Origin of the sequence: Methylomonas sp. MS20, assembly GCF_050275925.1 — a bacterium.
Lineage (GTDB): Bacteria > Pseudomonadota > Gammaproteobacteria > Methylococcales > Methylomonadaceae > Methylomonas > Methylomonas koyamae_A.
Map to the genome: position 1 here is coordinate 3,434,049 of NZ_CP189962.1, position 18,892 is coordinate 3,452,940.

At 60.6% G+C, this 18,892-nt stretch carries 16 protein-coding genes; 11 read left to right on the forward strand and 5 right to left on the reverse strand.

Features of this window, described 5'->3' with window-relative positions; all coding sequences use genetic code 11:
* The first annotated feature begins 80 nt into the window (after positions 1 to 80).
* The 10 genes from amrB to ACQE3D_RS15315 all read left to right on the forward strand — a co-directional run bounded on the left by amrB (position 81) and on the right by ACQE3D_RS15315 (position 9,968).
* Positions 81 to 860 (forward strand): AmmeMemoRadiSam system protein B, encoded by a 780-nt coding sequence (gene amrB / locus ACQE3D_RS15270; protein ID WP_313729850.1) that lies wholly within the window; start codon positions 81 to 83, stop codon positions 858 to 860.
* The gene (amrA, locus tag ACQE3D_RS15275) at positions 847 to 1,404 is read left to right on the forward strand and encodes an AmmeMemoRadiSam system protein A (protein ID WP_313729849.1); all 558 of its coding nucleotides are present in this window, start codon (positions 847 to 849) and stop codon (positions 1,402 to 1,404) included. Before amrB ends, amrA begins: the two co-directional genes overlap by 14 nt.
* Before the next feature lie 193 nt (positions 1,405 to 1,597).
* The gene (zwf, locus tag ACQE3D_RS15280) at positions 1,598 to 3,064 is read left to right on the forward strand and encodes a glucose-6-phosphate dehydrogenase (protein ID WP_313729848.1); all 1,467 of its coding nucleotides are present in this window, start codon (positions 1,598 to 1,600) and stop codon (positions 3,062 to 3,064) included.
* Between the two features lie 35 nt (positions 3,065 to 3,099).
* Positions 3,100 to 3,810: a 6-phosphogluconolactonase gene (pgl, locus tag ACQE3D_RS15285; protein ID WP_064024299.1), complete on the forward strand. Its 711-nt coding sequence runs from the start codon at positions 3,100 to 3,102 to the stop codon at positions 3,808 to 3,810.
* A 137-nt stretch (positions 3,811 to 3,947) separates the two neighbouring features.
* A complete protein-coding gene (locus tag ACQE3D_RS15290; protein ID WP_313729847.1) occupies positions 3,948 to 4,361 on the forward strand; it encodes a hypothetical protein in 414 nt (137 codons plus the stop codon).
* Between the two features lie 157 nt (positions 4,362 to 4,518).
* The gene (gene edd, locus ACQE3D_RS15295) at positions 4,519 to 6,339 is read left to right on the forward strand and encodes a phosphogluconate dehydratase (RefSeq protein ID WP_313729846.1); all 1,821 of its coding nucleotides are present in this window, start codon (positions 4,519 to 4,521) and stop codon (positions 6,337 to 6,339) included.
* Positions 6,340 to 6,375: 36 nt separating this feature from the next.
* Positions 6,376 to 7,005, forward strand: coding sequence for a bifunctional 4-hydroxy-2-oxoglutarate aldolase/2-dehydro-3-deoxy-phosphogluconate aldolase (locus ACQE3D_RS15300; protein ID WP_313729845.1), 630 nt, complete (start codon positions 6,376 to 6,378; stop codon positions 7,003 to 7,005).
* 64 nt (positions 7,006 to 7,069) lie between these two features.
* On the forward strand, positions 7,070 to 7,861 hold the full coding sequence (blaOXA, locus tag ACQE3D_RS15305; RefSeq protein ID WP_313729844.1) for a class D beta-lactamase: 792 nt from the start codon (positions 7,070 to 7,072) through the stop codon (positions 7,859 to 7,861).
* Positions 7,858 to 8,823, forward strand: a complete 966-nt coding sequence (locus ACQE3D_RS15310) for an alcohol dehydrogenase catalytic domain-containing protein (protein ID WP_313729843.1) — start codon at positions 7,858 to 7,860, stop codon at positions 8,821 to 8,823. The genes blaOXA and ACQE3D_RS15310 overlap by 4 nt, the downstream gene beginning before the upstream one ends.
* A gap of 71 nt (positions 8,824 to 8,894) precedes the next feature.
* Positions 8,895 to 9,968, forward strand: a complete 1,074-nt coding sequence (locus tag ACQE3D_RS15315; protein WP_313729842.1) for an alkene reductase — start codon at positions 8,895 to 8,897, stop codon at positions 9,966 to 9,968.
* A gap of 7 nt (positions 9,969 to 9,975) precedes the next feature.
* On the opposite strand, the gene ACQE3D_RS15320 is transcribed toward ACQE3D_RS15315, so the two are convergent.
* Complete coding sequence (locus ACQE3D_RS15320) at positions 9,976 to 11,799, reverse strand: hybrid sensor histidine kinase/response regulator (protein ID WP_313729841.1); 1,824 nt, start codon at positions 11,797 to 11,799, stop codon at positions 9,976 to 9,978.
* Complete coding sequence (locus ACQE3D_RS15325) at positions 11,789 to 12,406, reverse strand: response regulator transcription factor (RefSeq protein WP_313729840.1); 618 nt, start codon at positions 12,404 to 12,406, stop codon at positions 11,789 to 11,791. Before ACQE3D_RS15325 ends, ACQE3D_RS15320 begins: the two co-directional genes overlap by 11 nt.
* A 313-nt stretch (positions 12,407 to 12,719) precedes the next feature.
* Between ACQE3D_RS15325 and ACQE3D_RS15330 the strand changes: the two genes are divergently transcribed.
* The gene (locus ACQE3D_RS15330; RefSeq protein WP_313729839.1) at positions 12,720 to 13,748 is read left to right on the forward strand and encodes a hypothetical protein; all 1,029 of its coding nucleotides are present in this window, start codon (positions 12,720 to 12,722) and stop codon (positions 13,746 to 13,748) included.
* Positions 13,749 to 13,792: 44 nt separating this feature from the next.
* On the opposite strand, the gene ppsA is transcribed toward ACQE3D_RS15330, so the two are convergent.
* The 3 genes from ppsA to ACQE3D_RS15345 form a co-directional block, all read right to left on the reverse strand.
* Positions 13,793 to 16,186 (reverse strand): phosphoenolpyruvate synthase, encoded by a 2,394-nt coding sequence (gene ppsA / locus ACQE3D_RS15335; RefSeq protein ID WP_313729837.1) that lies wholly within the window; start codon positions 16,184 to 16,186, stop codon positions 13,793 to 13,795.
* Positions 16,187 to 16,465: 279 nt separating this feature from the next.
* Positions 16,466 to 17,248, reverse strand: a complete 783-nt coding sequence (locus tag ACQE3D_RS15340) for a general secretion pathway protein GspB (RefSeq protein ID WP_313729836.1) — start codon at positions 17,246 to 17,248, stop codon at positions 16,466 to 16,468.
* Between the two features lie 10 nt (positions 17,249 to 17,258).
* On the reverse strand, positions 17,259 to 18,782 hold the full coding sequence (locus tag ACQE3D_RS15345; RefSeq protein ID WP_313729835.1) for an ExeA family protein: 1,524 nt from the start codon (positions 18,780 to 18,782) through the stop codon (positions 17,259 to 17,261).
* Between the last annotated feature and the right edge of the window lie 110 nt (positions 18,783 to 18,892).

Consider the following 18,892-nt stretch of genomic DNA (forward strand, 5'->3'; position numbering starts at 1 on the left):
CGCAAGCCTGAAACACGGCTCAATCCGCTTCGGCGCCTTGCCCCGTCTGATCGTATCAATAACAGTTACAAGGATCAGCCATGAACAGAAAACCCGCAGTGGCCGGCCGCTTTTACCCGGCCGATCCCTTACAATTGCATAATGCGGTCGACAGCTATCTGCGCGCGGCCGATTCCAGCGGCAACGTACCCAAGGCCATCATCGTCCCTCATGCCGGTTACATCTATTCCGCTCCGGTCGCCGCCACCGCTTACGCGCGCTTGGCACCCGCCGCCGAGCGGGTCCGCAGGGTCGTGTTGATCGGCCCGTCGCACCAAGTCGCTTTTCGCGGTTTGGCGGTCAGTCGCGCTCACGCCTATAGTACACCGCTGGGCGATGTCGAAGTCGATCGCGATGCGATAGCCCAATTACTGCAATTGCCGTTCGTGGAGTACGTCGAACAGGCCCATACCCTCGAACACAGCCTAGAAGTGCATCTACCCTTTTTGCAAGAAGTATTTCGCGACTTCAAGCTGATTCCGATCGTCGCCGGCGAAGCGGAACCCTCCCAGGTCGCCAGCCTGCTTGAATTACTCTGGGGTGGCGACGAAACCTTGTTGGTGATCAGTTCCGACCTGAGCCATTATCACGACTATGCGACCGCGCAACGCCTAGACCGCGACACCAGCCGCCTGATCGAAGCGCTACGGTACGAGGAAATCGTCGGCGACGCCGCTTGCGGCCGGGTCGGCGTCAACGGCTTGCTGAAACTCCTGCGCGACACGGGCCGGTCGATCAAGACCATCGATTTACGCAATTCCGGCGATACCGCCGGCGACAAAGCCAGAGTCGTGGGTTACGGTGCCTATGTCGTTGAATGACGTCGAACGCGGCTGCTTGCTGACCCTGGCGAAAGCATCCATTGCCCACGGCCTCGCGCATGGCCGGCCGTTGCCGGTCAATCTGGCGGATTATCCCGCCAAATTGACCGGGCCGGCCGCGACTTTCGTGACGCTGGAACTGGACGGTCAACTGCGCGGTTGCATCGGCAGGCTGGAAGCCGCTCGGCCGTTGGTCGAGGATATCGCCGAGAACGCCTATGCCGCCGCTTTCCGCGATTCGCGTTTTCCGCCGGTCACGGCCGCCGAATTGGCTGGGCTGAGTCTGCATATTTCGGTATTGAGTCCATCCGAACCGCTCTATTTCGCATCCGAAACGGACCTGATCAGCCAACTTCGGCCCGGCATCGACGGTCTGATTCTGAGCGAAGGCGGCAGGCGCGGTACTTTTCTACCCTCGGTTTGGGAGGACCTGCCAGACCCGGTGGAATTTCTGCGCCATCTAAAACGCAAAGCCGGCCTGCCGGCCGACTACTGGTCGAGCACGGTAAAAATCCAGCGCTACACCACCGAAATGTTCGGCTGAAACGCCGCGACAAACACACCGGCAAACCCAGCAAAATCGGCACCTCCAGCCGAAAGCCTTGTTTGGCGCCAGCCTGAACCATTATAATGGGGGCATTTTCGCCACGATGCGCGGCCGGCTGATTCAGAACCACAAGCCGAGTCGAACGCCGGGTCGGTCGGCGGCCACATTCTCTTGGTTTTCGGTACCCTCAATGAAAAACAATTCCTATAAACCCTGCGACTTGGTGATCTACGGCGCGCTGGGCGATTTGTCTAAACGCAAATTGCTGATCTCGTTATACCGTCTGGAGAAATCCAACCTACTGGAGCCCGACACCCGCATCATCGGCGTGGACAGATTGGAAGAAACCAGTGCCGGCTTCGTCGAAATTGCCCACAAAAGTCTGGTCGCTTTTTTGCATAACACGATCAACGAAGAAATCTGGCAACGCTTTTCACAACGCCTGTCGTATCTGAAAATCGACCTGACCCAACCCGACCAATACCGCCAATTGAACACCGCCGTAGACGCCGAAAAGCGAGTGATGGTCAATTATTTCGCGGTCGCGCCGTTTCTGTTCAAGAACATCTGCCAAGGCCTGCATAGCTGCGGCGTGTTGACGCCGGAATCGCGGATGGTGATGGAAAAACCGATAGGCCACGATTTGAAATCTTCGAAGGAAATCAATGACGTCGTCGCCGATGTTTTCCACGAGGATCAGGTCTATCGCATCGACCATTACCTGGGCAAGGAAACCGTGCTCAATCTGCTGGCGTTGCGTTTCGCCAATTCGATCTTCACGACCAACTGGAATCACAACACGATAGACCACATTCAAATCACGGTTGGCGAGGACATCGGTATCGAAGGCCGCTGGGAATACTTCGACAAGACCGGCCAGCTCCGCGACATGCTGCAAAACCATTTGCTGCAAATTCTGACCTTCGTAGCGATGGAGCCGCCGGCCGACCTGTCGGCGGAAAGCATACATATGGAAAAGATCAAGGTATTGAAATCGCTACGGCCGATCACGGTCCGCAATGTCGAGGAAAAAACCGTGCGCGGCCAATACACGGCCGGTTTCATCAAAGGCTCGGCGGTACCGGGGTATCTTGAGGAAGACGGTGCCAACAAGGAAAGTACCACAGAAAGCTTCGTGGCGATTCGGGTCGACATCGACAATTGGCGTTGGGCCGGCGTGCCGTTTTACATGCGTACCGGCAAACGCATGCCCAACAAGCGCACCGAAATCGTCGTCAATTTCAAGCAACTGCCGCATAACATCTTCAAGGACAGCTTCCGCGAACTACCGGCCAACAAGCTGGTCATTCACTTGCAGCCCAACGAAGGCGTGGACGTCGTGATGCTGAACAAAGTGCCGGGTATCGACGGCAACATCAAATTGCAACAAACCAAACTGGACTTGAGCTTTTCGGAAACCTTCAAGAAAAACAGCATCTTCGGTGGTTATGAAAAGCTGATTTTGGAAGCCCTGCGCGGCAACCCAACGCTGTTTTTAAGCCGCGAGGAAATCGAACAGGCTTGGACCTGGGTCGATTCGATCCAGGATGCCTGGGCTCATAGCCATAGCGCGCCGAAATCCTATCCGGCCGGCAGTTGGGGGCCGATCGCTTCGGTCGCGCTGTTGGCCCGCGACGGCCGCGCCTGGGAAGAATAATTACACGCACCGCACCCATCGAGAGTTTTAAGATCATGGTTAGAGAATTCTTTTTTGAAAACCGCACCCACCTGCTGACCGCGCTGTCGGCCGAATGTCAGGACGTTCTGGCCGAGGGTATTAGCAAACACGGTCTGGCCACGTTGTTGGTTTCCGGCGGCACGACACCGGCGCCGCTTTACGAAGCCTTGTCCAAAGCCGACATGAACTGGAAAAAAATCCGGATCGGCCTCGTCGACGAGCGCTGGGTCGACGACCAACACGCCGCCAGCAATGAAGCACTGATTCGCCGCAGCCTGTTAATCAATAACGCCAAAAACGTCGAGTTCGTCGGTATGAAAAACGCCGCCGCGACCGCCGCCGCCGGCCAAGCCGAAACCGAAACCCGTTATCGCGGCCTGCCCAATCCGTTCACGCTGGCGATCGTCGGCATGGGCGCGGACGGCCACACCGCGTCGCTGTTTCCCCATGCCGAAGGCCTGGCCGATGCGCTACGCGAGGATAACGACCAACTGACGGCGGCGATCACGGCGACAGCCAGCGACATTACCGGTCCCAACACCGAACGCATGACGCTGACCCGCAATGCCTTACTGAACACCGACCGCATCATTATCCTGTTTACCGGCGAGGACAAATTGGCGATCTTCGGCAAGGCTCAACAGAACGGCCCGGTCGAAGACATGCCGATCCGAGCGTTGTTACACCAAGATAAGGTGCCAGTGGAGTTGTATTGGGCGCCGTAACCTGAAAAACTGCAATCCGAGAAACCAGCCAAGGGGCGACCGGTGTATAGTAAAAATCTGAAAAGCGATACGTTTTTGATTTTGAAGGCCGTCATGACCAAGCCGATTACTTTTTCGCCCGCGTCGCCGACGACGGATTGTCGGGAAAAACCGCCCGCTACGATGTCATTATTTCGCGCGCGGTATTGGAACACGTCGATCAGCTGGACGCCACGTTTCTGGATATTCGGCAAGCGCTACGCGCCGACGGGGTTTCGCTACGCAAAGTCGACTTAAAAAGCCATGGGCTGGAGCCCTATCCGCCGTTTGATTTTTTAAGTTGGCCGACTGGGCTGTATCGGATGACGTATTCCCGTAAAGGCTTGCCGAATCGCCGGCGAGCCACCGGTTTGGCTACCAAAAAACTGCGCCTGGTAGAGGCTCTGGATTTGGATTTGGATTTGGAAGCGGTCAACGCGATCAGACCCCACCTTGCCTCCGAATTTCGCGATTTAGAACCGAGCTTGCTCGGCTGGCAACGTTTTTGGATAGAACCGACCAACAGCGCTTGAACCGGAGGCCGTGGCCACCCGTCGTGCTGACTTCTGTTTAGACCCAGCCATTTCCGCTGCTCGCTCGGTACCAATTCCAAAGCGAAAGCAGTCGGGCCTCATATGCGGCTGACCTTGAGATTCCGTTAAACGTTTATTTTCCGACCAGGACACCACGATGCATCCCACACTCGAAAAAGTCACGCAAACCATCATCGAACGCAGTCGCGACAGCCGCGGCGCCTATTTGTCCCGTCTGGAAGCCGCCGTCGATCAAGGCCCGCACCGCGCCAAATTGGCCTGCGGCAACCTGGCTCACGGCTTCGCGGCCTGCGCCGGCGGCGAAAAGGAAGACTTAGCCGGTTCGCAAAAGCCCAATGTCGGCATCATTTCGGCGTACAACGACATGCTGTCCGCCCACGAACCCTATAAGGATTTTCCGGCATTGATCAAACAAGCCGTGCGCGATGCCGGCGGCGTGGCCCAATTCGCCGGCGGCGTACCGGCGATGTGCGACGGCGTCACCCAAGGCCAACCCGGCATGGAGTTGTCGCTGTTCAGCCGGGACGTGATTGCGATGAGCACCGCGATCGGCCTTAGCCACAACATGTTCGACGCCGCGTTGTACCTGGGCGTCTGCGACAAGATCGTCCCCGGCCTGTTGATCGGCGCCCTGAGTTTCGGCCATCTGCCGGCGGTATTCGTACCGGCCGGCCCAATGCCCAGCGGCCTACCCAACAAGGAAAAGGTCCGCATTCGCCAACTCTATGCCGAAGGCAAGGTCGGCCGCAAGGAGCTACTGGAATCCGAATCGCAGTCCTACCACAGCCCCGGTACCTGCACCTTTTACGGCACCGCCAACAGCAATCAGATGATGGTCGAGATCATGGGCCTGCACTTGCCCGGCAGCTCCTTCATCAATCCTTACACGCCGCTACGCGACGAGTTGACCAAGGCCGCCGCCAAGCAAGTCTTGAAATTCACCGCGGCCGGCAACGACTTCAGACCGATAGGCCACGCAATCGATGAAAAGGCCATCGTCAACGCGTTGATCGGCCTGTTGGCCACCGGCGGATCGACCAATCACACGATACATTTGATCGCGATCGCCCGCGCCGCCGGCGTGATTATCAACTGGGACGACTTCGACAAGCTGTCGAAAATCATCCCGCTGCTAGCCAAGATCTATCCCAACGGCTCGGCCGACGTCAACCACTTCCAAGCGGCCGGCGGCATGGGCGTTTTGATCGCCGAACTGCTGTGCAACGGCCTGCTGCACGGCGACATCCTGACGATAGGCGACGAACGCGGCATGGCGCAATACAGCCGGGAACCGAAGCTGACCGAGGCCGGACTGCGCTGGGAAGCAGGGCCGGCGAGCTCGCAGGACGATGCGGTCATTTCCACGGTCGGCCAGCCCTTCCAACCGACCGGCGGCCTGAACGTGATGCACGGCAACCTCGGCCGCGGCGTCTCGAAGATCTCGGCGGTCGCCGAGCAACATCAAGTCGTGACCGCCCCGGCCGTGGTCTTCGACGATCAAGATGACGTGGTCGCGGCCTTCAAACGCGGCGAGTTGGAGAAAGACTGCATCGTGGTGTTACGCTTCCAAGGACCGAAAGCCAACGGCATGCCTGAATTGCACAAACTGACGCCGCCGCTGGGCGTATTGCAGGACAAAGGCTTCAAAGTGGCCCTGATCACCGACGGCCGCATGTCCGGCGCCTCCGGAAAAGTGCCATCGGCGATTCACATGTGCCCGGAATGCCTGGACGGCGGTCCGCTGGCCAAGGTCCGCGACGGCGACGTCATCGTTTTGAACACGCAGACCGGCGAAGTCAACGTCCAGGTCGATCCGGCGGAATTCGAGGCCAGGGTCGCCGCCGCCAATACCGCTAAGGGCCACCACTTCGGCATGGGCCGGGAATTGTTCGGTGGCTTCCGCGCCCACGCCTCGTCCGCCGAAACCGGCGCGACCAACTTGTTTTACGTCGATTAACACAATAACAACAAACCAACCTACAGGATTAAAACCATGACCGTAAGCATCCAAGAAGTCATGACCACCTCGCCGGTAATGCCGGTCATGGTCATCAACCATCTCGAAAGCGCCGTTCCGCTGGCAAAAGCGCTGGTCGACGGCGGACTGAAAGTACTGGAAATCACGTTGCGCACCCCGGTGGCGCTGGATGCGATTCGCCGCATCAAGGCCGAAGTCCCCGGCGCGATCGTCGGCGCCGGCACCATCATCAATGTGCAAACCCTGCATGCCGCGATCGAAGCCGGCGCCGAATTCATCGTCAGCCCCGGCGTCACCGAAACCTTGTTGGACGCCGCGTTGGAAACCAACGTGCCGCTGCTGCCCGGCATCATCACGCCGAGCGAAGTGATGCGCTTGTTGGACCGAGGCATTACCGCGATGAAATTCTTTCCGGCCGAAGCCGCCGGCGGCATTCCGATGTTGAAATCGATCGGCGGTCCGCTGCCGCAAGTAACCTTCTGCCCAACCGGTGGCGTCAATCCGAAGAACGCCCCGGAATATTTGGCCTTGAGCAACGTCGCCTGCGTCGGCGGCTCATGGATGGCGCCGGCCGATCTGGTCGATGCCGGCGATTGGGCGGAAATCACCCGCCGCGCCGCCGTTGCCGCCCAATTGAAAAACTAAGACATTTTCTCCGCCAGGGACGGCGGAAAACCGCGCTTGGCAGCGTCAACGGTATTTCCCCCAAATGTCCATCGTGTTGAAAACCGCCCTGCTTTATCTACTCGCCGCTTGGCCGACACTCGGCCGCGCCGACGATCCGAGCCTGGCAGCTTTATTCGCGGAACGTCAGCTAAGCGGCACTCTGATCATCGCCACCGCAGACGGCAGCCAACGCTACGTCCACAACGACGCCCGCGCCGGCCAACGCTACGCAAGTGCATCGACGTTCAAGATCCTCAATACCCTGATCGCCCTGGAAGAAGGAGCCATCGACAGCAACGAAGTGCTGAAATGGGACGGCGTCGCGCGGTCGTTGCCGGACTGGAACCGCGACCACACCCTGGCCAGCGCGTTCAAGACCTCCTGCGTCTGGTGCTATCAGGTTATGGCGCGTCGGATCGGCGGACAGGCCTACCGCAGCTATCTCGACGACATCGATTACGGCCGTTTGGCGTCGGATTTTAATCCCACCGAATTCTGGTTGAACGGCGATCTGCAAATCAGCGCGGCGGAACAAATCGAATTCCTGAAGAAATTGCAAAACCGCGCACTACCGTTCGCCGACGAGCACTTTGAAACGTTACGGAACATCATGCTGGTGGAACGCACGCCGACCTACGCACTGCGCGCCAAAACCGGCTGGGCGGCGCGCGGCCAGCCGCAGATCGGTTGGTATGTCGGCAGCCTCGAAACCGCTGCGGCGACTTGGTTGTTTGCGTTGAATATCGACCTACGCTCCGAACAAGACCTGCCGTTGCGAGCCCAACTGCTCCGCGCCGCGTTGCGAGCCAAGGGTATCGCCGATTTGCCGCCATGACCATGCAAGCCTTGCTGCTGGACCGGGAGTTGAGTTACCGGACCGACCGACCGATCCCAAAACCGGAAGCCGGCGAAGCATTGATTGAAATGCGTCTGGCCGGCATCTGCGCGACCGACCTGGAATTAGCCCACGGCTACGCCGGTTTTGCCGGCATTTTAGGCCACGAATTCGTCGGACAAGTGGTCGAGGTCGCCGATGCGAACGACCGCCATTGGCTAGGCAGTCGAGTGGTGGGATCGATCAACATCGGCTGCCGCCTATGCCCGACCTGTCTGACGACCGGACCTTCGCATTGTCCGACCCGGCGGGTGCTGGGCATCCGCGCTAAAGACGGCGCCTTCGCGGACTTCTTCACGTTGCCGGTCGCGAATTTATTGCGACTGCCGGACCACGTCGCCGACGAGACCGCCGTGTTCGCCGAACCGTTGGCCGCAGCCTTGCGGGTCGTCGAACAATTGCAAGACCTGCCGCGCGGCGAGATCGGCGTGCTCGGACCGGGCCGGCTCGGCCTGTTGATCGGCCGAGCATTGGCGCTGGCCGGCCATCGGGTCACGATGTTGGGCCGTACCGAAACCTCGCTAACGCTACCCAGGTGTTGGGGCTTGCAGGCCGGATTGGCCGCCGATTTTCCAGAGAGCGGTTTTTCCTGCATCGTCGATGCCAGCGGTACCGCCAGCGGCTTCGCGGCAGCCTTGCGCCTATTGCGCGCGCAAGGCTGTTTAGTCCTTAAATCCACCTTCGTCGCCGATCACCCAATCGATCTCAGCCCGCTGGTCGTCAAGGAAATCCGTTTGCTGGGATCGCGATGCGGCCGTTTCGAGCCCGCCCTGGACAGACTAAGCGCCGGCGACATCGCCGTCGAGACGTTGATAGAAGGCGTTTTTCCGCTCAGTGCCGGCCCGGCGGCGTTCGCCACGGCGGCTCGACCGGGGGTACGGAAGATTCTCCTGAAACGTTAATCGGTCGACGGTAAACGCCGGCAACTCCGCTAGACTTACCGACTTTTTCAGGACAACCTCGAGGTTGAACGATGACCGAGACCTTATTTTCGCCGCTGGCCTTGGGCGAGTTGCCGTTGCCCAACCGTATCGTGATGGCACCGCTGACGCGTTGCCGGGCCGACGCGGATAACGCGCCGCATCAACTGCACGCGCTGTATTACGCCCAACGCGCCAGTGCCGGACTCATCGTCAGCGAAGCCAGTCAAATCGTTCCCGAAGGTCAGGGTTATCCGGCCACGCCGGGTATTCATAGTTCGGAACAAATTCGAGGTTGGCGGCAAGTGACCGCCTGCGTCCACGCCGCCGGCGGCCGGATGTTTCTACAGCTTTGGCACGTCGGCCGGGTCTCCCATCCCTGTTATCAACCGGACGGTAAACTGCCGGTCGCGCCGTCGGCCCTCGCACCGTCCGGCATGGTCGGCACGCCAAGCGGCCCGCAACCGTTTGTTATTCCGCGCGCGCTGGAAATCGGCGAGTTGCCCGCTATCGCCGCCGCTTACGCTCAAGCCACCCGCAATGCGATGCAGGCCGGTTTCGATGGGGTTGAAATTCACGCCGCCAACGGTTATTTGCTCGATCAATTTCTGCGCGACGCTAGCAACCAGCGCCAGGACGGCTACGGCGGCAGCGTCGATAATCGGATGCGTCTTTTGAACGAAGTCGTCGATGCCGTAACCGCCGTGGTCGGTAAAGACAAAGTCGGCGTGCGCATTTCCCCGGAAAACAGTTTTAACGACATGCGCGACAGCGATCCGCAATTTTTGTTCGACGCCGTTGCCGCCGAGCTGGCCGGCAGAATTGGCTATCTGCATGTCGTCGAAGGCGAAGACCGACTCAATCGCTCGTCGAACTTCGACTACTCGGCGCTGAGGCGTCTGTTTGGCGGCGTGTACGTTGCCGCTTGCCACTACACCGCCACCCGAGCGGCCAGCGCGGTCGCGGACGGCCGCGCCGATCTGGTCGCCTTCGGCCGCGCCTACATCGCCAACCCCGATCTGGTGACCCGCCTACAACTGTGTCTGGCGCTGAACGCGCCGGATTCCGAGCATTTTTACGGCGGCGATTGGCGCGGTTACACCGACTATCCGCTCGCCAGCCGATGATTGCGCGCTAGTCGGGTTGCCGCACCGCCACTGCGGACAAGGCGCGGCTGACAGCGTCGTACAATATGTCGCCGACGATGGGCTTTTGCAAAAGCGGGAATCCCGCGACACGTACCGGCGCCAAGGCCTCGAGCCCGGTCTCGCCGGTCACGACCAAAACCGGAAACTCGCCGTGCCGGCCGCGTAAACGCCGAACCAGCGCCAAGCCTTGCTCGCCTTCGGCCAAGCGCAAATCCACGATCAATAAATCCGGCCGGCCAACATCGGAAAACAACGAGTCGGCCACGCGCGCCGATGCCGCCGTTTCGACTCGGCAACCCCAGCCTTGCAGCAAAATGCGCATCGCTTCCAAAATGTCCGCCTCGTCGTCCACCACGTAAATCCGTTTGCCGCTTACTCCTGATACATCGGCGTCCACGTTGACCGGCCTTGGTTCATTGCCGGTCGCCAAGGTCCGAAAGCGCAGGGTGACCCGGGTGCCGACACCCGACTCGGAAGCCAGGGCAATGTCGGCACCGATCAATTCGCACAAACGCTGGACAATCGTCAAACCCAAGCCGACACCGTGTTGCTGATCGCGGCCGGGATTGTCCAATTGGTAGAATTCCTCGAAAACCCGGGTCAATTCGCCGGGCGGAATGCCGCGTCCGGTATCGGCGATCTCCAACACCGCCCACTCGTCTCGCCGCGCGGTGGACACTACCACTTCGCCCCGCTCGGTGTATTTGATGGCGTTGTCGAGCAAATTGCGGACGATGCGGGCAATCGCCACCGGATCGTCGAACAATCTGACCTGTCCCAGACACCGCACTAAGCGCAACGACTTATCTTCGGCCAAGGCGTCGAATTCCGAGCAGACCTCGGCCGCCAATCGATCCAGCGAAATTCGCCGCAGTTCCGGCACGTATTGATCCGCCGACAAGCGCGACAAATCCAGCAAGCCGTGCAGCAACCCGCCCAAATTGCGTACCAGACGATCGATATTGCCCGCCACCTCCGGCAAGGCTTCCGCGGCGGGGTTGGCCACCAATACCGCGCTATACACCGACAGTGCGTGCAAAGGCTGACGCAAGTCGTGACTGGCGGCGGCCAGCACCCGCGCCCTGGCCTGCGACGACGCCTCGGCCCGCGTCACCGCTGCCCTGACTTCGGCATTCAGTTGTTGCAAATCCGCCAACGTGCGATCCCGCTCCCGCCGAATCGCCACCGAACGACGCAACAACTGTTCGCCGTCACCGGCCGCGCTGACGATGAAAGACCAGTACAGCGTGGTCAAGCCGGCGACCACCAGGCTTTGCTCGGGATATTGAACGGCCCAGCAGACCGCGGTCGGCACCATGATCAGTAGCGAATACGCGGCCAAAATCCGCGGTGACGACACCGCCACCGACACGCCGGCGGCCGGCATCGCAAACAGCACGATCACAAGCAAGGCTCGATCCGGCAACGGCATATTCGGTATGAACAGCCACGCGCTCAAGCCCACCGTCGCACCGACGCCGGCCGCCAAACCGATAAAAACCCGGTGGATCGCCGCCGGGTCGGCGCTCGGCGCCATCCGCAGCACCCTGACGGCGTATAGGGCTCGGCCGCACTCCGCGCCGACCGTCAACAGACTCCAGCCCACCAGCCAGCTCCACGATGTCGAGCGGTACGCCAACAACGCCACTCCTAAGGCCAATAAAGCCTGGACCCAGGGCAAGCGCAACAACATCCTGGCGTGCAAGCCTATCAACTCGCGCAAAACCTCGCATTCGAAATCCGCGCTGTCGGCATCGTCCAAACCGATCGCGGCCTCGCGCCCGAACCGGCGTCGCCAATCAGTTTTCACTGGGCAGCAACCGCAACCGGCCGGTCTTGATCACGGCTTCGGTGCGATTATGCACGTCCAGCGCCTTGAACAATGCGGCGATATAGTCCTTGACGGTATGCTCGGACAGACCCAGATCGCGAGCGATGGATTTGGTCGGCAAACCACGGCACAGACCTCGCAAAACATCGCGTTGGCGCGGCGACAAATTAATCGGCGCCCAATCGCCATCGCTCACCGCCATCGCCGCCGGCAAATACACCGCGCCAGCCATCACGTACTTAAGCGCTTCGGCCAACACATCCGGCGCCGAACTTTTCGGAATAAAACTCATCGCGCCGGCATTGATACACGCCCTGACCGTCGCCGGTTCGTCGCTGGCGGTCACCACGACCACGGCGACGTCCGAGGCGACCGCTTTGATGTCGGCGACCGCCGCCAACCCGTCCTCGCCGCGCAAACTTAAATCCAACAAACATAAACGAAGGTCGGCGTGCTCGGCAGCGACGGCCAAGGCCTCGGCGATCGTCCCCGCTTCGAAGACTGTTACCGAACGGTCCAAGGCTTGCAACAACAAACGCAGGCCGGCTCGAAATAACGCATGGTCGTCAAGTAACAGAATTTTCATCGGTAGCCTTCCAAGGAAAATAACGGCTTTTATACTGAGCCAATTTTTAGCGCTCGACAATATCCCCCCATTTGGCGGAATTGCGGTTGGGTATTCAGGCTGATTACACTGCCCACCGGCCCTAACGCCCCTCTGCTAAAGCGCTAACCGTACCGAGAGTGGCACGCGCCAAGACCGGGAAATCCGCCCAGCCGCTTCATCGTCCGCTGGCCTGGGACAAACGAATTTCCGACACCGACCCACAACGTCCTCGAGTCCCGCAAGGCAGGGCCTTGTCCGGTTAACGAGGCCGTCCCCAACCTGGAGAAAACCGATGTTCCAAGCTCGTTACTCAGCCCAGATCAGTCTGGCCCTATGGGCGCTAGGCAGCGCCCCAAGTTTCGCCGCGCCGTTGAATCCTAACGACTTTACTTCGTTGGGCAGTTTGTCGCTCACCCAGACCGTTGGCGATTATCTTTTCGATACCGGCAACGGCACACCGGTTCTGAAAGCACCGGACGGCTCGGTGTTGTACAGCGGCGTTGTCAGCGGCGATATCGCCGTGTTCAATTTCGATTCGGTGTCTATCGCCAGTCAGGTGACGGTCAAGGCCACCGGGACATTGTCGTTGGGCTTGCTGTCGCTGAGCAGCATTCAACTGAACGGCAATTTGAACGCCAACGGCTTCAACGCGAATAACGGCACGCCCGGCGAGGGCGGAGCCGGCGGCGGGCGCGGCGGCGCGGCGCCTTTCGGGGCCGGCGAGGGTAGCGGCGGCGGCATCGGCAAGGGCGGCTTGCCCGGCTTCGGCGACGGTGGCGGCTTCGGCGGTCACGGCGGCAACGGCTTCGGCGATGTCGGCGGCATTGCCTACGGCGATCTGCATCTGAAACTGGAAGGCGGTAGCGGCGGTGGCGCGTCGGCCAATTTGTTCGGCAGCGTCGCCGGCGGTGGCGGTGGCGGCGCGATCGAGTTAGGTGCGTTGTCGTCCATCGATTTCGGCGGCGGCTTGCTGACCGCCACAGGCGGCGACGGTAGCGGCGGTACCGCGCTGCTGGGCGGCGGCGGCTCGGGCGGCGGTTTGTTGTTACACGCGCCGACGATTTCGTTTACCGGCAACACCACGGTCAGCGCCGACGGCGGCGGCGCTTTCGGCGGCGGCGGCCGGATATTGTTTCTGACCGACAGCGGCGGTTTAAGCGGCGAAATCACCCATCTGTCGGTCAATCCGGCACCAACCGGCGGCGCCGTCGCCGGCGTCATCGAATACGGCAAACTGTCCGCGGTGCCGGTACCGGCCTCGGCTTGGCTGATGCTCAGCGCGCTGACCGGATACTTGGGCCTGCGGCGCAAGGCCGCATAAACCGCGTTCGACCGCCGCCGAGTCGACCGGCCTCGGTGGCGCTGCTAGCGCCCCAAACGTTGCTCCAGCGCCAACACCCGCTGGGTGGTTTCCAGCACGGTATCGGGATTCAGGCTCATCGAGTCGATGCCGATTTCAACCAAATATTCGGCCATCTCCGGATAATCCGACGGTGCCTGACCGCACAAACCGGAATGGCGACCGTTGCGGCGGGCGCCTTCGACGGCCAAGCGGATCATGGTTTTGACGCCGGGATCGCGCTCGTCGAAGTCGTTGGCCACGATCTCGGAGTCTCGATCCACGCCGAGCGTGAGTTGGGTCAAGTCGTTGGAGCCTATCGAAAACCCGTCGAACAGTTTGGCGAATTCGTCGATCAGAATCACGTTGTTGGGAATCTCGCACATCACGTAGATTTCCAAGCCATTTTCGCCACGCTTGAGGCCGTGCCGCGCCATGCTCTCCAACACCCGTTCCGCTTCGCCGATGCGCCGACAGAACGGAATCATCAGGACCACGTTGGTCAGTCCCATGCCGTCGCGCACCCGTTTCATCGCCGCGCATTCCAATGCAAAGCCTTCCGCGTAAGTCGGATGCACGTAGCGCGCGGCACCGCGAAAACCGATCATCGGATTCGCCTCGTCGCCCTCGAACCAGCGCCCCCCCAGCAACGTCGCGTATTCGTTGGTCTTGAAATCCGACATCCGCACGACGACCGGCTTCGGATAGAATGCCGCGCCTATCGTGCCCACCCCTTCCGCCAGCCGCTCGACAAAAAAGTCTTCCGGCTTGGCGTAAGCTTCGGTCAGCGCTTGCAATTTGACCAACTCCTCGGCGTCCCGAACCTTATCGGGATGGATCAAAGCCAAGGGATGGGCCTTGATGTATTCGGTAATGATGAATTCCATCCGCGCCAAACCAACCCCGTCGTTCGGCAAAAAGCTGTGCTTGAAGGCCAGTTCCGGATTGCCGAGATTCAACATGATCTTGGTTTTCGGCCGCCGCAGCTGGGCCAGATCGGTATGGCTGACCTCGAAACCGACTTTTCCGCGATACACCTTGCCGGCATCGCCTTCGGCGCAACTGACCGTGACCTCGCTGCCGCTGGAAATCGCGCTGGTCGCGTTTTCGCAGCCGATCACCGCCGGCACGCCCAACTCGCGGGCAATGATCGCCGCGTGGCAGGTCCGCCCGCCCCGGTTGGTAACGATGGCGGCGGCGGTTTTCATCACCGGCTCCCAATCCGGCGTGGTCATGTCCGCCACCAGCACTTCGCCGGGTTTGAAGGTCGACAACTTAGCCACATGGTCTATCACTCGCGCGGTGCCGGCCGCGATCTTGCCACCGACCGCGTGGCCGCGCGCGATCACCTCCCCCGCTTCGGTGAGACGATACTGCTCCAACACATGACCGGCTTTTTGCGAGGCCACGGTTTCCGGGCGGGCCTGGACGATGTACAAGCAGCCGTCCAGACCGTCCTTGGCCCATTCCATATCCATCGGCCGGCCATAGTGGTTTTCGATTTTGATCGCGTAATCGGCCAGTTCCAGCACTTCGGCGTCGGCGATGCAATAGCGGCGCCGCTCGTCGTTAGCGGTCGCGATATTGCGGACCGGCTCGCGGGTACGGCCGTCGCTATACACCATCTTGATTTTCTTCGCGCCCAGATTGCGCCGCAGCACCGCCCGATAACCTTGGGCGAAAGTCGGCTTATGCACGTAGAACTCGTCAGGATCGACGGCGCCCTGCACCACGTTTTCGCCCAAACCGTAAGCGCCGGTGATAAATACCGCCTCCTGGAAACCGGACTCGGTATCCAGCGAAAACATCACGCCGCTGGCCGCCAAATCGGAGCGCACCATTTTCATCACGCCGATCGACAAGCTGATCTTAAAATGATCGAAGCCCTGATCGATGCGGTAATGAATGGCACGGTCGGTGAACAAACTGGCAAAGCAGCGCTGGCAGGCATCCAGCAAGGCCTGACCGCCGCGAATGTTCAAATAGGTATCCTGCTGGCCGGCAAAGCTGGCGGTCGGCAAGTCTTCGGCGGTCGCCGAACTGCGCACCGCAACGCTCAAGTCCGCCCCGTACTCCTGTTGCAATCGGGCGAAAGCTCGGTGGATCTCGGCCTGCAAATCGGCCGGCAACGGGGCCGCGTAAACCAGATCGCGCGCCATTTGGGCGCGGCGAGCCAGGTCGGCGACGTCGTCGGCGTCCACGTCGTCCAGCAGTTCGTGCAAACGCGGCCAGATCCCGGCTTGATCCAGTACGTAGCGATAAGCCTCGGCGGTAATCGCGAAGCCGTTGGGGACGCGGATACCCTGGCCGGCGAGTTCGCGATACATTTCTCCCAACGACGCGTTTTTGCCGCCGACCAGCGGGATGTCGCGGATGGTCAACTCGTTGAACCAGCGGATGTATTGATAAGCTTCCGACATGAGACACTCCTTGGCTGTTGTTATCGTGATTACGCCGACTGTCCGGCCGGCCGTCTTGGTTTGGGCTCTAAAATTCTGGGATTCGGCGCTCGGACCCGAAGCCGCTCAACCCGACGGAACTTCCGGCCGTTTCCGAGTCCGCGCCGCTGGCTAAGCAAGCGACTATCGGCATACGCCGTTCACAAGCTTCGACAGTTCGCGAAGCGGATCGGTCCCTACTTGAATATAGTCTAAATGCGGTCCCGGCGACGATCAGACGGAACCGCCGGCGCACGCGGGTTAGCGCTTGATTTTGAACACGCGCTCGCGATAACGCACGACGATGCCATCCTCCTGGATTTCCCGCAATTCGACCTGATCCTTGATGGTCTGGCCGGGCACGTATTTGACCATGTCTATCATCACGAAGCGCTCGGCCGGCGTGGCCGAGTAACTGTAGACATTGATCGGCAGGCTGGGTAGCGATTGGCGCAGCGCCGGCGGTAAATCGTCCAGTGTGTCCAACCCGCTTTTTGGCCGCGGCGGCGCGGCGGCCGGCGCAATCGCGGCGACGGCGGCTACCTCCGGAACGGCCGGTTTCGGCGCGGGGACGGCCGGCGCCTCAGGTTCCGGCGCCGAATCCTCGCGTGCCGGCTCGGCCACTACCACCGGCTTCGGCGCGGCGGTTACTTTTGGAGGTTCGGGGGCCATTTTCTTGGCCGCGCCGGCCTTATCCGCCACGCTGCTTGCCGCAACCGTCCGTGGCGGCGGATCGGCCTTCGGCGCCGACGGCCGTTTCCGTTCCGGCTTGCCGGTCTGGCCGGCCGACACCGGTTCGGATTCCGCGTCGGGCCGCGGCGCCCGGTTTGCCGCGATGGGTTGAACGGCCTCCGGCTTGCCCGGTGCAAAGCCCAGGAAATACGTCAAAATAGCCGCGTTCAGCAATACCAATGCGACAACGATTTTGGCGATGCCCTGTCGCGCGGGGGCGGGTTGTACCGCAATCCTGGCCGCGACCGTATCCGGCTGTAGCGCTTGCCGCTCCTGCTCGGATTTACGCAATGCGTTTAAGATGTAAGACATATCGATAAGACTAGCGGGGGTTGATGTCCAAAAGGGGCGAATCCTCCGCCCCACTCCGGTTCTGCAACTGAATCAGGGTACGCGCGCCGGCAATGCCGTCCGGCGTCAATTGCTGCTGGCGTTGAAATGCCACTAGCTGGGTTTTTAACGCGTCGTCGAAAAGCTGCGGATCACCGCCGGCGGGAACCTCGGCGACTTTGCCGATCTGTCGGCGCAACCATACGACATCGGCGGATTTTTGCGGCGGCGCGATTTCGGTCAAGCCCGGCCGTGGCGGTCGCCACAGCAGCAGATAATTTCCGTCCCACAGCGTTAGCAGCTCGACCAGCGGGAAGGACTTGTCGCCGTTAATCCGGACCTCCGCGCGGCTCGGGTCCGCGCCGGTCAAAAGTACGTAGCGCTTTTGGCCCCGCGTATCGCTCAACACCAACAGGGCCGGACGGTCGAGGCGTATCAATTCCCGCCAGCTCGCCTTGCCCGATAAGCAACTCAAACCCAACGTAGCGATCGAGTCGCAATTAACCGGTGTATCGGTCGTCGGCTTTTGCCGCCAAATCCGCAGTAGTTCGGCTAACGCGACATCCGGAGACGCCGGCGCCGCATCGAGCCATTCCTGGAAAGCCGGCGCGAGCGGCTTGGCCTCGACCGGCGGCGGCGCCACGGCGACGGCCGCCGCCGATAGCGCAAGCGGCTTGGCGGTTTCGACAATAGGTCGATCCGTCCACCAAACGTAGCCCCCCGCCGCGACACTGAGTGCCAACGTCGCGGCGGCCGCCACGTAGCGCTTTACCGCTGCTCGCCGGGGCCCCAAGGTTTCGCTGGCGGCGCGGACGATGATCGCCGGACCGATCTGGCGGGTATTGGTCGCGTAAGCGCCGAGCAAGGCTCGGTCGCACAAGATGTTGATCAAGCGCGGCACGCCGGCGGAATACCGGTAAATTTTGCGAATGGCCGCGGCCTGAAACAAACGATGGCTACCGTGGCAAACCCGCAAACGGTGCAAGATGTAGGCACGGGTTTCGTCCAGCGACAGCGGACCCAAATGATAACGCGCGGTAATCCGTTGATTGAGCTGGCGCAGTTCTTGGCGAGCCAACATTTGGTTCAACTCGGGCTGGCCGACCAGAATAATCTGCAGCAATTTGGCTTTGCTGGTTTCCAGATTGGTCAGCAGCCGAATCTGCTCCAGTACCTCCAGACTCAAATTCTGAGCCTCGTCGATCAGCAGCACGCTGCGCCGACCTTCGGCGTACGCAGCCAATAGATAAGCATTGATGGCATCGATTAAACTCTTCGCACTCAGACTTGCATGGGCGATACCCAATTCGTCGCATATCGTCGCCAATAATTCGACGGCGGTCAGTTTGGGATTCAGGATCAACGCGATATCGACGTTATCGGGTAGCTGTTGCAACAAGCAGTGGCACAAGGTGGTTTTGCCGGTGCCGACTTCGCCGGTCAAGGCCACGAAACCGCCGCCTTGATTGATGCCGTACAGCAGATGCGCCAAACCTTCCTGATGGCGCTCGCTCATGTACATGAACCGCGGATCGGGCGAGATCGAGAACGGTCGTTCGCTGAAATTGAAATAGGACTGGTACAAGGTTTTGACGGCTCGACGATAGGTTGGCCGGATGCTAATGC

Excerpts from the sequence above, each read along its gene's own strand:
- ACQE3D_RS15340 (WP_313729836.1), bottom strand. The coding sequence starts at position 17,248 with ATGTCTTACATCTTAAACGCATTGCGTAAATCCGAGCAGGAGCGGCAA.
- pgl (WP_064024299.1), top strand. The coding sequence starts at position 3,100 with ATGGTTAGAGAATTCTTTTTTGAAAACCGCACCCACCTGCTGACCGCG.
- ACQE3D_RS15330 (WP_313729839.1), top strand. The coding sequence starts at position 12,720 with ATGTTCCAAGCTCGTTACTCAGCCCAGATCAGTCTGGCCCTATGGGCG.
- ACQE3D_RS15300 (WP_313729845.1), top strand. The coding sequence starts at position 6,376 with ATGACCGTAAGCATCCAAGAAGTCATGACCACCTCGCCGGTAATGCCG.
- ACQE3D_RS15325 (WP_313729840.1), bottom strand. The coding sequence starts at position 12,406 with ATGAAAATTCTGTTACTTGACGACCATGCGTTATTTCGAGCCGGCCTG.
- blaOXA (WP_313729844.1), top strand. The coding sequence starts at position 7,070 with ATGTCCATCGTGTTGAAAACCGCCCTGCTTTATCTACTCGCCGCTTGG.
- amrB (WP_313729850.1), top strand. The coding sequence starts at position 81 with ATGAACAGAAAACCCGCAGTGGCCGGCCGCTTTTACCCGGCCGATCCC.
- ACQE3D_RS15345 (WP_313729835.1), bottom strand. The coding sequence starts at position 18,782 with ATGAGCGAGCGCCATCAGGAAGGTTTGGCGCATCTGCTGTACGGCATC.
- edd (WP_313729846.1), top strand. The coding sequence starts at position 4,519 with ATGCATCCCACACTCGAAAAAGTCACGCAAACCATCATCGAACGCAGT.
- amrA (WP_313729849.1), top strand. The coding sequence starts at position 847 with ATGTCGTTGAATGACGTCGAACGCGGCTGCTTGCTGACCCTGGCGAAA.
- ACQE3D_RS15315 (WP_313729842.1), top strand. The coding sequence starts at position 8,895 with ATGACCGAGACCTTATTTTCGCCGCTGGCCTTGGGCGAGTTGCCGTTG.
- ACQE3D_RS15310 (WP_313729843.1), top strand. The coding sequence starts at position 7,858 with ATGACCATGCAAGCCTTGCTGCTGGACCGGGAGTTGAGTTACCGGACC.
- ppsA (WP_313729837.1), bottom strand. The coding sequence starts at position 16,186 with ATGTCGGAAGCTTATCAATACATCCGCTGGTTCAACGAGTTGACCATC.
- zwf (WP_313729848.1), top strand. The coding sequence starts at position 1,598 with ATGAAAAACAATTCCTATAAACCCTGCGACTTGGTGATCTACGGCGCG.